Genomic DNA, 13451 nt, shown 5'->3' with positions numbered 1-13451 from the left:
CCTTAGAACCCGCTTTCCCTTACGCCCAGCGCCGCCAGACGCCGCCAGGCGACACCCAGCAACGACTCGCCTCGCCCCTGCAACACCACAATGCCGCGCAAGGGTTGCACCGGCGTCGGCACCTCTTCGAGGACGCTCAACCGCGCCCCATATTGAGCCTGTACCGGCTCCGCTCTTTGATGCTGATCCCGGCGTACGGCAATCGGTCCATGGTGATCGGAGGTCAATGCTTCCTGATCGACAAAGGCTGCACCGTTGGTGTCGATTTCGCTCAGTTGCACGGCAATCGCCGGGTGCATCGGATCGTCGGCGATGAAGCGTCCGCTGGCGCCCGTGGCGACGCGCCAGAGCTCGACTTCGGCCAGATAACCGCGCAACCGCGCGCCGTCTTCGACCACCCGCGCCAGGGGATCTTTGGTTGATAACCAGCGACCGACCGTCAACTGCGGCAACAGATCGCGCACCTTGCCGGCGTGGGGCGCTCGCAGCAGCAGGCGCTCACGCTGGGCGGCCAGGCCTCGGTATTCGGCGACCGCTTCGGCCAGGCGCTGTTCGACGATACCGGCGTCGGCGGCGGTTTCACTGCGGCTGGCCTGGCGGCGCATCTGCAACTGCTGGATCTGGATTTCGCGGCGGACGATGGCCTGACGCGAATCCAGGTCCGGGGATTCCAGTTCGATCAATACCTGGCCCTGGGCAACCGCTTCACCATCGTGAACATTCACCGTTTTGACCCGCGCAGCGACTGGCGCATGCAAGGCACTGGCGCGGCCAGCCTCCAGCATCGTCGGCAACTCAACGGCGCTGCGCCACGGCACAACCAGCATCAGCAACAGCCCAAGCAAGGCCAGACCACTGAGCAGCACCCGAGGCGCATGCGCCTGTTCGCGGCGAGTCCACCATTGCCGCCACTCACTCATGATCGGCAGGAAGATGAACCACACCAGTTCCACCAGCATCAGGAAAATCCCCAACACCTTGAAGAACAAGTGGTAGACCGCCAGCGCAATCCCGAAAAACAACACCGCACGCCACAGCCACGAGCCGTAACCCCAGATCAGCAAACGCCGTTGCATCTTCGGCGACCATGGCTCCGGCGCCGGCGCACCGTAACCGAATAAAAACTCGCGCAAGCGCCAGCGACAAAGGGCAAATGCGCGCCCTTGAAGGTTGTCGACCTGCCAATAGTCGCTGAGCAAAAAATAACCATCAAACCGCATGAACGGGTTGAGGTTGATCACCAACGTGGTCATCCAGGTGGCGCTGGCGAGCATGAAGGCCGCCGTGCGTCCGGGACCGTCTGGCAGCAGCGACCAGGCGAGCAGCGCGATGCTCGCCAAAAGTAATTCCGCCAACACGCCGCCGGCGCCAATCAGCAACCGCGCACGGCGATCATTGACCCGCCAGGCGTCGCTGACATCGGTGTAAAACATCGGCAGCAACACCATGAACGCCACGCCCATGCTCTGCACTCGACAACCGGCGCGCTTGGCCATGAAAGCGTGACCAAACTCGTGACAAAGCTTGGCGAAGAACAGCGCCACGCCGAACGCCAGCGCGCCGCCGAGGCTGAACAGATGCGGAAAGGTTGCGATGAAGCGCTGCCAGTCCCGTGACACCAGAAACACGCCGAGGCCCAGGGTTGCCGGCAATCCGTAGCGCAACGCGCGCGGACCGAAGCGCTCCAGCCATGGCCAGGCGCGATTGAGAAAAGCGTCCGGGCGCCACAGCGGAATGCGAAAAAACAGGTATTGGTGCAGCAAGATCTGCCACAGCGACTGCCGTTGAGCGGCCGCTTTGAGGCTGTAACTGGCGCGCTGTTGCGGATCGAGGGCGGTGATCAGGTCGTGGCTGCGCAAAAAGCCCAGCAATTGCTCAAGCTCCGCGCCATCCAGCGGCAAACCTGGCTCGCGGTTGGCTGCACGCAGCACTTGCTCGGGATCACCCAAGGACCAATGGCGCAGCAGGCGCATCGCCGCCACACCGAGTTTGAAATAGCGACCGCGCACCGGATCGGCCAGGGTCCAGCGCGGCGAGCCATCGAGCGCCGGTGATGCAGGCGTCAGCTGCAAATCTGCACGCAGGTTCGGCAGGCTCATCTAAAGCCCCACGCTCTGGCGCAAACCGGCCAGGGGTTTACGTAACAGGTACAGCGCCAGCGGCGCACGATCACCGAAGACTTTCGCTGTCCCTCGCAACCCGATACGCGGTGGTGTTTGCTGGAAACTGGCGTCGAGCCGATAAGCCAGCTGTCCGCCGGCCGTGGGTTGTGCTTCGTATGCCGCGCGTTCGAGCCGGGCCAGATGCCGTTGCAATGGATCACTGTCGAGAAACAGCGCGACCTGCGCACCCGGCTCCAGCGCAATCGCATCGCCCACCGCCAGTTCGATGCGCAACTCAGCCTGGGTCGGGTCGGCGATTTCCATCAGCCGCTCGCCGGTCTGCACCGGTTTACCGGTCCAGCGTTCCGCGTCGGCGAACACCGCAATACCACCCCGCTCGGCGCGCACTTCGCTGCGCTTGAGCAGTTCGCGGGCGTAATCGCGTTCAGCACGTTTTTGCTCGACTCGCGCGGCCAGCAGATCGATTTTCGAGCTGGATTCGGCGTCGGCGAACGAGCGCTGGGAATTGGCCTTCAGCTCAGCTTCAGCAACGCCCAAGGCGCGCTCGGCCACGTCGGCCTGAGCCCGAAGCGTGGTGCTTTCGAAGCGCAACAACAGGTCGCCGGCTTTCACCGTCTGATTGGGTTTGACCAGGAACTCGGCAATCACCCCGTCCAGCGGCGCCGCAACGACACGGCCGCCCAGCGGAACGACTTCGGCCGGTGCCAACACCGATTGGCGCACCGGAATGAGCAACCCGAGCAACACTACCGCGACCAGCGCCACCTGACGTTTTCGCGTCCAGCGCAGTCGCCACGGTTTGCGCGGTTGCAGCGCCAGCCAGGCATGGCTGTAGGTGTCACCCAATTGCGACAGCAACACTTGCTCGGAAGGATTCCACGGCAGATCCCGCGCCAACCACAGACCGCCAAACACCTCACCTTGGTGATCAATCAGCGGCAGCCAGAACACCTGAGCCGCGGAAAGACTTTGCCAGTCCGCCTGAATCGACTCACTGAGAACATTCGCCGGAATCACCCGCGCCTGTTTCAGCACCTCCAGCTTGAACAACTGCGCCACTGCCTGCTCGACAAACGCCACGAACGGCGCATTCGGCTCCACCGCACTGACACCCGTCACGGCCTGCACCTTGCCGGCAATCACCAGCGCCGCATGGCGAAAGCCGAACAGCGCCTGACCGTCATTGACCAGGCTATAGGCCAATTGCGAAGGCGTGCGAGCGGCGCGGGTCAGGCGTTCAAGATCCAGAAACCTTGCGAACACCTGTTCAGCGCCACCCGTGACCGGGGCGTTCACTTGAACTCCGCGAAACGCGCCGTGCCGCTCATGCCGGCCAGCAAACCGTTGGCGTTGGGAAGCGTCGCCACCAGCAGCAAGGTCTGACTGCCTTCGTCAATCCGCGCGCCGAGGCGTTTGACCGTGGCATCCAGTGGCTGACCGGTTTCATCAGGAACAAAGCTGAAGGTCTGACCAGGCTTGAGCCGGGCCATCCAGCGCGACGGCACCAGCAGATGAATTTCCAGGGTGCGGTTGTCGACCACGTCCAGTAACGGCGTGCCGGCAGCGACGCTTTCATAACGCTTGACCTTGCGCTCGACGACCTGGCCGTCGAACGGCGCCAGCACGCTGCAGCGTTTGACCTGGACCTGATAAACCTGGGATTGCGCCTGAGTCTCGCTGACCTTGGCCTCGGCCCGCGCCACTTCAAAACGCCCGACCGAATTCAACGCCGCCAGTTGCTTGTTGTGGGACAGTTCTTCACCAGCACCACGGCTGGCAGCTTGAGCTGCATTGAGCTGGGCCTGATAAGCCGAACAATCGAAACGCGCCAGAGTGTCGCCCTTCTTGAACGATTCGCCCTCACTGAACGGCAACTCGACAATACGCCCGGACAACTCACTCGCCAGCACCGCCTGATCCCGGGCACGCAGCACGCCACGGGCCTCGCTGCTGACATTTGCACTGCCGCTGCTGTCCAGCAGCGGATCATCTGGCGCAGGTGTTTGCGCCCGTACAAAACACGTTACAAAGGTCAATCCAATAACCCACACACGAACACGCCGCATAACCGTTACTCCCTGACGGATGAGCGGAGTCTATGACAGCGTGGGTGGACGTCAAGCGAAGGGCCATCATTGTTTAGAAGAGCGTGAGTATTCACTTCCTTACAAACTGGCAGTCAAAGCAAGAAAACTTCAGGTCGAGGTTGTCGGTCAGGGCGCGTTGAGTCAGGGCCGAGAGTTTCGGGTCGTGGAACACTTCCCACCAACGTTCGTCCATGGTTTTTTGCCATACATAAAATTTGTAACCCTTGAAGATCCCCTGTGGGAGTGAGCCTGCTCGCGATGGCATCAGACCTGTCACCACAAATCTTACCGCTGCATCCCCCAACGCTTCACCGTGACCCGCTCCAACGTGCTGAACACCAGGTTTTCCACCAGCAAGCCGATCAGGATCACCACCGCCAACCCGGCAAACACCTTGTCGGTGTACAGCTCATTGCGGTTCTGGAAGATGTACCAGCCCAGGCCGCCCTTGCCACTGGTGGCGCCGAACACCAATTCAGCGGCGATCAGCGTGCGCCAGGCGAAGGCCCAGCCGATTTTCAGCCCGGCGAGAATCGATGGCAGTGCTGCCGGGATCAGGATGAACAGCACGAAGCGCATGCCTTTGAGGCCGTAATTGCGCCCGGCCATGCGCAGGGTTTCCGAGACGCCGAGAAACCCGGCATAGGTGTTCAAGGCCAGCGCCCAGAGCACCGAATGCACCAACACAAAAATGAGGCTGTTCTGCCCCAGACCGAACCACAGCAGCGCCAACGGCAACAGCGCAATCGCCGGCAGCGGGTTGAACATCGAGGTCAACGTACTCAACAGGTCGCGGCCAAACTGCGTCGACACCGCCAGCGTGGTCAGGGCAAACGCCAGAACGATGCCGATCAGGTAACCCTTGAGCAACACCACCAGGGAAATCCACACCTTGCCCAGCAACTCACCACTGAGCAGACCGTCATACAGCGCGCTGCCGGTTTGCAGAAAACTCGGCAGCAGCAGGTCGTTGTTCTGAACACGGGCAACCACCTCCCACAGGACCGCGAGCAAAATCAGGATCAGGCTTTTGCGTAACCAGCCTTGTTGCCACAGGCGCTGGCCGAGCGGTAATTCACGCTCCAGCGGCACGCTCGTCAGCGGTTGCAACACCGTTTCAAATTCTTCACGCGGGGATGATAAAAGGCTCATCGGGCACTCCTCTCAATGGCTCAATAAGCGATGCGGATGTCGGAGAAATCCAGCTCACGATCGGTTTCCGGGGACTGACCTTCATCGAACAACAACCGATGAATCCGCCGCGCCGACTCCTGAAAGGCCACGCTGCCGAGGCTGTGCAAGTCGTATTGATGGCTGTGGACTTCCGCCCGCACCCGGCCCGGATGCGGCGACAGCAGCAGAATTCGATTGCCCACCACCAGCGCTTCTTCGATGGAGTGAGTGACGAACAGCAGCGTGAAGCGCACTTCTTCCCAGAGCAGCAGCAATTCTTCCTGCATCTTGCGGCGGGTCAACGCATCGAGGGCGGCGAAGGGTTCGTCCATCAAGAGGATTTTCGGCTGCATGGCCAACGCACGAGCAATCGCCACCCGCGCTTTCATGCCGCCGGACAAGGTATGCGGGTAGGCATCGGCAAAAGCCGCCAGTCCGACCTTGTCCAGATAGTGCAGCGCTCGTTCCTCGGCTTCTTTGCGCTTGAGGGTTTTCGAGGCAAGCAGCGGAAACATCACGTTCTGTTTGACGGTTTTCCATGGCGGCAGTTGATCGAATTCCTGGAACACCACGATCCGGTCCGGTCCCGGGGCATGAACGGTTTGCCCCTGAAGACGAATCTCGCCTTCACAGGGCTGAATGAACCCGGCGACCGCCTTGAGCAACGTTGATTTGCCGCAACCGGATGGGCCGAGCAGCACAAAGCGGTCCGCCGGATCGATTTCAAAGCTGACCTGATGGGTCGCACGAACCACCCGCTGAGGCGTGCGGTATTCGAGGCTGACATTGTCGACCGACAGCAGCGCTTGGGCTGCCGCGATCGGTTTGCTGACCGTGTGGCCTTGCAAAGGGGCGTTCATCTCGGTCAGCTCCCTTGCAGCGGTTTGGCGTCCTGGAAGAAGTAGTCCTTCCACGAATCCGGTTTGTTTTTGATCGCACCGACGCGGTAGAGGAACTCGGCCAACGGGTAAGTATTTTTCGGCGTGACGCTGAATTCGAACTGCGGGTTATCGATGATTTTCAGCAACGCGGCACGGTCGATTTTGGCCTTGGTGACGCGGATGTAAGTGTCCGCCGCCGCGCCTTTATCGTTCTGGGCAAACTCGGCCGCCTCAGTCAGCGCCTGGACGAACGCCTTATAGGTTTTCGGGTTCTCGTCGCGGAATTTCTCGGTGGCGAACAGCACCGTCGGCGAGTTCGGGCCGAGCACGTCATTGGAATTCAGCACAACGTGGACGTTAGGGTTGGCCAGCTCTTGATCCTGGAACGGCGGGTTGGAAAAGTGCCCGGTCAACTCGGTGCCGCCGGCAATCAGCGCTGCGGTGGCGTCGGGGTGCGGAACGGCGATGGTGTACTTGTCGAGGCGATTGAATTCCTTGTCGCCCCACTGTTTGGCGGCCGCGTATTGCAGGATGCGCGACTGCACCGACACGCCGACCGCCGGCACCGCGATGCGGTCCTTCTCGGTGAAGTCGGCGATGGTTTTGACCTTGGGATTGTTGCTCACCAGGTAGTAAGGGAAGTTGCCGAGGGAAGCCACGGCTTTGACATTCTGCTTGCCGTGAGTACGGTCCCAAATCGTCAGCAGCGGGCCGACGCCCGCACCGGCAATATCAATGGAACCGGAGAGCAACGCATCGTTGACCGCCGCACCACCGGAGAGCTGGGTCCAGTCGACCTTGATGTCGATGCCTTCCTGCTTGCCGTACTTCTCGATCAGGTTTTGATCGCGCACCACATTGAGCAACAGATAAACGATGCCGAACTGCTCGGCGATGCGGATCTCACCTTCAGCGTGGGCCACGGTCGGTGCCACCAGGCTGCCGGCAATCAGACTGAAACCCAGGCCGATGGCCGCAGCCAGCGGTGCAAATGGAAGACGTTTGGACATGAGAGTTTCTCCGACAAATCAGAAAGGCGCGTCGCCCTGGATGGTGGTGCGATACAACTTGCGGCGCAGGTAGCTTGGGCATCCAGCGGCGAGATGAATCAGCGAACGGTTGTCCCAGAACACCAGGTCGTGGGCCTGCCATTGATGGCGGTAGATGTTTTGCGGCAGCACGCTGTGGGCGTAGAGCTCGTCGAGCAGTTGCTTGCTTTCGTCTTCCGGCAAACCAACGATGCGCGTGGTGAAACCCTCGCTGACGAACAACGCCTTACGGCCGTTTTCCGGGTGGGTGCGCACGATTGGATGAACCACTTCAGCGACCTGAGCGAGCTGCTCGGGCGTCAGCGTCGGGCGCCAGTTGCCTTCGAATTTGGTCTCGCTGTAGCGCGCGGTGTAAGAGTGCGCCGCCGAGCGCCCTTCGACGGCTTTGCGCAGCGCTTCGGGCAGGTTGTCCCAGGCTTTGTGCATGTCGGCGAACAGCGTGTCGCCGCCTTCGGACGGCAACACCTGGGCGTGCAGCATCGAGCCCAGGCTTGGCAGTTCTTTATAGGAAAGGTCGGAATGCCAGAACTTGCCGGCGTCGCCGAGGCCAATGGATTGGCCGTTTTCGATGATGTTGGAAACGATGAGAATTTCCGGATGCCCGGCCAGCAGAAATTGCTTGAGCACATGAATCTGCAACACGCCGAAACGGCGGCTGAAGGCGATGTGCTGCTCGGGGGTAATGCGCTGGTCGCGGAACACCACGACGTGATGATCCAGGTGCGCGCGGTGGATGCGGGCGAAGTCCTGATCATTGATCGGGCGGGACAGGTCGAGGCCGATGATTTCGGCACCGACGGCGCCACTGAACGGGCGGATGTCGAAGGTTTGCGGCGCGATGTTCGCGGCGCTTGGGGAAGCCGTTGCTGCAGACATAAATCACTCCCACGCACGGCACGCTCAAGGGCGCGCGCGTCGATCAAGAAACTCACGGAGGTCCCGTGTTGGTTCGTGTCGTGCGGCGCGCCGATTGGTCGGCAGGTACGCAGGAGAATGACTTTATAGATATAAGAACTGAAATTTAAATACCGTTAGCGAATAACGATATGGCTTTTGAGCTGCAGTGATTTTAATGCCGCCATCGCGAGCAAGCTCGCTCCCACATTGGCTCTGTGTCGATCACATAACCTGTGGGAGCGAGCTTGCTCGCGATGAGGCCATCAGCCGCGCAGGAGAACTACCGCTCGTGCAACGCTTCGGCGCGGGCCCGAATAATTGGCTTGAGCAGGTAGCTGAGAATGGTCTTCTTGCCCGTGATGATATCCACCGAAGCCACCATCCCCGGGATGATCAGCAGCGGCTTTTCATCCGTCCCCAAGTGGCTGCGATCAGTGCGCAGCTTGATGATGTAGTAAGTGGTTTTCTTGTCTTCATCGGTAATGGTGTCAGCACCGATCTGTTCAAGCTTGGCCTTCAGCCCACCATAAATGGTGTAGTCATACGCCGTGAACTTCACCGTCGCTTCTTGCCCCGGATGCAGGAAGGCGATGTCTTGCGGGCGAACTTTCGCCTCTACCAGCAAGGTGTCGTCCAGCGGCACGATTTCCACCAGGTCGCTGCCCGGCTGGATCACGCCGCCAATGGTGTTCACCAGCAACTTGTTGACGATGCCGCGCACCGGCGATGTCACCAGCGTCCGGCTGACCCGGTCTTCCAGCGCTTTGCCGGTAGCCTGGGCCTTGTTCAGATCAGTGCGCGCTTCATTGAGTTGAGTCAGCGCCTCGCTGCGGAATTTGCCACGCGTCTCGTCGATCTTGCGCTGCACTTCCTTGATCGCCGATTGGGCGCGAGGAATGGCCAGGGTGGTCGCATCCAGTTGCCCGCGGGTTTCAACCTCGGCGCGCTTGAGTCGCAGCACTTCAACCGGCGATACCGCGCCCTGGGCCACCAACGGCTCGGACATGTTGATTTCCTGGCGTTGCAACGCAAGACCGTTGCGGTACTGCGACTGCTTGGAGGTGAACTCGCGCAGCTCTTGCTGACGCTGGATCAACTGCTCCTCCAAACCGCCAATTTCATCGTGCAACTGCTGACGGCGACTGATGTACAGCGACTCTTCGCTGGCTGCCTGACCGGGCACGGCCTTCAGCACGTCTGCCGGGAAGTTCAGCGGACGGTCGTCGACTTCCGCGCTCAAGCGTTCGACTCGCAGCAGCATCGACAACCGATCGGCCTCGGTTTCGCCGACGTTGGAGGCGAATCGCGTGTCGTCCAGGCGAATCAGCGGCGCGCCGGCCTCAACAATCTGCCCTTCGGTCACGTACAACTCGGAGACGATGCCGCCCTCAAGGTTCTGGATTTTCTGGATCTTGGACGACGGAATGGCTTTGCCGTCGCCCTTGGTGACTTCGTCGATCACGGCGAAGTTGGCCCAGAGCATCAGGAACACGAAGAAGCCGATGATCGCCCAGATGGTCAGCCGCACCACGCGTGGGGCGTCTTCGATCAGCGCTTTGTTGACCTCGGGAAGTGGCTGGCCATGCAGCGAATCGGTGCCTTTGAAATAACGGCCGATCGAATTCTTGAAACCCGACTTAAGCAACACTGATCTGCCCCTTCTTCAACGCTTCCATCACCGCGGCTTTTGGGCCGTCGGCAAGAATCTGCCCGCGGTCGATGACGATCAACCGATCCACCAGCGACAACAGCGAAGCCCGGTGCGTTACCAGCACCACGGTCTTGTTTTCAACCACCGCCGCGAGGCGTTGCTTGAGGCGTTCTTCGCCGGTGTTGTCCATGGCGCTGGTCGGTTCGTCGAGCAGCAGGATCGGCGGGTTGAGCAGCAATGCACGGGCCAGGGCAACGTTCTGGCGCTGACCGCCAGACAGGTTCTGCCCACGTTCGCCGACTTGCAGCTCATAACCTTGGGGATGAAGACGGGCGAATTCGTGGACGCCGGCCAGTTCGGCCGCTTGCAGCACCATTTCGTCTTCGACATAGCGTGCGCCCGACACCAGGTTGTCGCGCAGGGTGCCGGCGAGCAGCTGGATGTCCTGCGCCACGTAACCAATGTTGTGGCGCAATTCGCTGACGTCGATCTGACGGATATCGACGCCATCCACCAACAGCGCGCCGTCGTCCGGCTGGTAGAGGCCTACGAGCAGTTTGGCCAGGGAGCTTTTCCCCGAGCCGCTGCGCCCGATGATGCCGATCTTCTCGCCAGGCTTGATGATCAGGTTGATGTTCTTCAGCGCCGCGTTCTGTTGGTTCGGGTAGGTGAAGTTCATCTGCCGGCATTCGATGGCGCCTTGCAGCACCTTGCGGCTCAGTGGACGCTCTTCGAAATTGCGCTCTTGCGGCAGCTCCATCATCTGATCGACCGAGGTCATGGTCACCCGTGCTTGCTGGTAACGGGTCAGCAGGCCAGACAGCGAGGCCAGCGGGCTGAGCGCGCGACCGCTGAGCATGTAGCAGGCGATCAAACCGCCCATGCTCAGGTGACCGTCGATGATCTGGTACACGCCGAAGACGATCATGATCACCCCGGCCAGTTGCTGGATCAGCAAGGTGATGTTCATCGCCAGACCGGAGAGCATTTTCACCCGCAGCTCGAGGCGGCTGAGGGTGCCGATGGTCTGCTCCCACTGATACTGGCGTTCGCTTTCGGCGTTGTTGACCTTCACCGCATCGAGGCCGGCGAGGGTTTCGATCAGGCTCGACTGACGCTCGGCGCCCAGGGCCATGGTCCGCTCCATGGTCGCCACCAGCGGCTTCTGCAAGGCATAGCCGATCAGCAGGGCAATCGGGAACGCCAGCACCGGAATCCACACCAGATGCCCGCCGAGAATCGCGATGACCATGAAGATCAGCAGCGTAAACGGCAGATCGATCAGGCTGGTGAGGGTCAGCGAAGCAAGGAAGTCCCGCAGGCTCTGAAACTCATGGATGTTCTGGGCGAAGCTGCCGACCCGTGCGGGGCGGTACTTCATGGCCATTCCGACAATGCGCTCGAACAACGTGGCCGAAATGATCAGGTCGGTTTTCTTCCCGGCCAGGTCCAGGCAGAGGCTGCGCAGGCTCTTGAGGATCAGGTCGAACAGGTACGCCCCGGTGATGCCGATGGCCAACACCCACAGGGTCGATTCGGCCTGGTTCGGCACGACGCGGTCGTAGACGTTCATCACGAACAGCGGCGCGGCCATGGCAATGATGTTGATCAGGAAACTGGCGGCGATGGCGTCGGCGTACAGCCAGCGCGAACGCTTGAGGGTGTCGCGGAACCACGAGCGTGCGCGCGGGATCAGCGTGCCGTGATTGACGTCGAATTTGTGCTGGGGTTGAGCGAAGAACACTTTGCCGATGTAGTCATCGGCCAGCAGTTCGCGGCTGACGACACTTTCGCCGCCATCGCTTTCACTGAGCAGCAGCCGCGCCTGATCGTCACCGATCCAACCGAGCAGGACGGCACTGCGACCATCCTTGAGCAGTAACAGCGCCGGCATGGCAATCGCCGGGATCTGTTCCAGTTTGCGTACCAGCACCCGCCCTTGCAGGCCGGCGCGAGCGGCCGCGCGGGGCAGCAGTTCAACGCTCAGGCGCTGCTTGGGCAACGGCAGGCCGGTGGTCAACATCGCGGCGCTGGCCGGTTTCTGATGCAGGGTGCAAAGAGCCAGCAAGCCGTCCAGTAATGGATCGTCGTGCAGCGCGCGTGGATCATGAATGAGTTGAACTCGACTGACTTCTGATTCCACGCTCGGCACACTCTTGACTAACAATTGAACAATGAAGGTTCTGCTCAATTCATACCGGGCAGTTGAACCTTAGGCTTCACGTCGTTTTGCACGACGGATGCCAACGGTGCGACCACTCCCTGGCTCTTGAGCAACTCGCCCATGGTCGCCTTGATTCGGTACTGAGTAAATAACTGAATGTTCTTGATCTCCGCCAGGCGACGAGAAGCCGAGAACAGCTCGTTTTCACTGTCGAGCAGGTCGAGCAAGGTACGCTCGCCGAGACTGAACTGCTTCTGATAGGCAGTGCGCACGCGGGTGCTGTGATCGACATATTGCTGAGCGATCGGCACTTGGGCGTTGGCGTTGTTCAAGGCATTCCAGGCCAGGCCCAGCTCTTCATTCAACACGCGCAAGGCGTTGTTGCGAATATCCAGTGCCTGGTTGGACTGGTAGGACTTGGATTCCAGTTCCGCCTTGTTGCTGCCGCCGGCATACAGATTGAAGCGCATGCGCAACATGGCCTGCCATTCATTACTGTGACCGTTCTGGCCATCGAGATCGTTGTCGGCAGTGCGACCCAATTCGGCATCGAAGCGCGGGTAGAAGGTCGATTTGGCGGCTTCGTACTGTTTCTCGGCAGCGGCGATGTCGGATTCAGCGGAACGCAGGATCGGGCTGTTTTCCAGCATCTGCGTCCGGGCTTCATTCAGGTTGGCCGGCAACAGCGCCATGAAATCGGAAGGACGCTCCAGTTGATCGGGCATCTGACCGACGGCGCTGAGGAAGTTGGTCTCGGCGTCAGCCAGGTTGGTCTGCTCGGTGATCAGGTTGTTGCGGGCCTGGGCCATGCGCGCTTCGGCCTGATCGAGGTCGGCGCCGCTGCCCACGCCGCGCTGGGTGCGCAGTTTGATCTGGTCGAAAATCCGTTCGTGGCTCTTCAGGTTCTCGGTCGCCAGGCGCACGAATTCGCGGCGGGTCAGTACGTCGAGATACACCTGAGCAACGGTGAGCGCGGTGCGTTCGGACGTGCCCAGCAAGGAATAGGCGCGGGAATTAACAGTGGCTTGTTGACGCCCCACTTCACTCGACGTCGCAAAACCGTCAAATACCATTTGCGACAACCGCACGCTCGACTCGCTGCGATTCAGGGTTTCCCAGTGATTGTTGTTGCCAGCGGCACGCGTGGTGACGTTGTCCGTACCTTCGCGGCCATAACCGCCCAGCAGATCGACCCGTGGGAGGTATCCCCCTTTGGCTGCCTTTAACTGATAATCCGCGGCCAATCGACTATTAACGCCTGCCTGGATTTCCGGATGGACATCCAGTGCCTGTTGCATGGCCTCCGGAAGGGACTGCGCCTGAACAAAACTGGCGGCAAGGGCGAAGGGTAAAGCCGTGAGCAGGTGCAAACGCATTGTTGGAATTTCCCGGAATTGCTTGTCTTGAATCACTGCAGAACGTGCCG

General features: G+C 60.6%; 11 protein-coding genes. All 11 read right to left on the bottom strand.

What is annotated here, in order from left to right; genetic code table 11:
- Positions 1–2 precede the first annotated feature (2 nt).
- Complete coding sequence (locus tag ACYZTZ_RS28840) at positions 3–2099, bottom strand: biotin/lipoyl-binding protein (RefSeq protein ID WP_462000394.1); 2097 nt, start codon at positions 2097–2099, stop codon at positions 3–5.
- Positions 2100–3419: an efflux RND transporter periplasmic adaptor subunit gene (locus tag ACYZTZ_RS28835; RefSeq protein WP_462000393.1), complete on the bottom strand. Its 1320-nt coding sequence runs from the start codon at positions 3417–3419 to the stop codon at positions 2100–2102.
- Positions 3416–4189 (bottom strand): efflux RND transporter periplasmic adaptor subunit, encoded by a 774-nt coding sequence (locus ACYZTZ_RS28830; protein WP_462000392.1) that lies wholly within the window; start codon positions 4187–4189, stop codon positions 3416–3418. The genes ACYZTZ_RS28835 and ACYZTZ_RS28830 overlap by 4 nt, the downstream gene beginning before the upstream one ends.
- Positions 4190–4280: 91 nt before the next feature.
- A complete protein-coding gene (locus ACYZTZ_RS28825; protein WP_462000737.1) occupies positions 4281–4403 on the bottom strand; it encodes a hypothetical protein in 123 nt (40 codons plus the stop codon).
- 92 nt (positions 4404–4495) lie between these two features.
- The gene (locus tag ACYZTZ_RS28820; protein WP_033058673.1) at positions 4496–5362 is read right to left on the bottom strand and encodes an ABC transporter permease; all 867 of its coding nucleotides are present in this window, start codon (positions 5360–5362) and stop codon (positions 4496–4498) included.
- Between the two features lie 20 nt (positions 5363–5382).
- The gene (locus ACYZTZ_RS28815) at positions 5383–6243 is read right to left on the bottom strand and encodes an ABC transporter ATP-binding protein (RefSeq protein ID WP_462000391.1); all 861 of its coding nucleotides are present in this window, start codon (positions 6241–6243) and stop codon (positions 5383–5385) included.
- A 5-nt stretch (positions 6244–6248) separates the two neighbouring features.
- The gene (locus ACYZTZ_RS28810; protein ID WP_046047244.1) at positions 6249–7274 is read right to left on the bottom strand and encodes an ABC transporter substrate-binding protein; all 1026 of its coding nucleotides are present in this window, start codon (positions 7272–7274) and stop codon (positions 6249–6251) included.
- Between the two features lie 18 nt (positions 7275–7292).
- Positions 7293–8189: a TauD/TfdA dioxygenase family protein gene (locus tag ACYZTZ_RS28805; RefSeq protein ID WP_462000390.1), complete on the bottom strand. Its 897-nt coding sequence runs from the start codon at positions 8187–8189 to the stop codon at positions 7293–7295.
- A 301-nt stretch (positions 8190–8490) separates the two neighbouring features.
- A complete protein-coding gene (locus ACYZTZ_RS28800) occupies positions 8491–9858 on the bottom strand; it encodes an HlyD family type I secretion periplasmic adaptor subunit (RefSeq protein WP_462000389.1) in 1368 nt (455 codons plus the stop codon).
- Positions 9848–12004 carry a type I secretion system permease/ATPase gene (locus ACYZTZ_RS28795; RefSeq protein ID WP_056745755.1) on the bottom strand — a complete coding sequence of 719 codons (2157 nt, stop codon included), beginning with the start codon at positions 12002–12004 and terminating at the stop codon, positions 9848–9850. The genes ACYZTZ_RS28800 and ACYZTZ_RS28795 overlap by 11 nt, the downstream gene beginning before the upstream one ends.
- 44 nt (positions 12005–12048) lie before the next feature.
- Positions 12049–13401 (bottom strand): TolC family outer membrane protein, encoded by a 1353-nt coding sequence (locus ACYZTZ_RS28790; protein ID WP_462000388.1) that lies wholly within the window; start codon positions 13399–13401, stop codon positions 12049–12051.
- Between the last annotated feature and the right edge of the window lie 50 nt (positions 13402–13451).

It is taken from the genome of Pseudomonas sp. LB3P58 (genome assembly GCF_054897895.1).
This window is presented reverse-complemented; position numbering and strand designations above follow the sequence as displayed.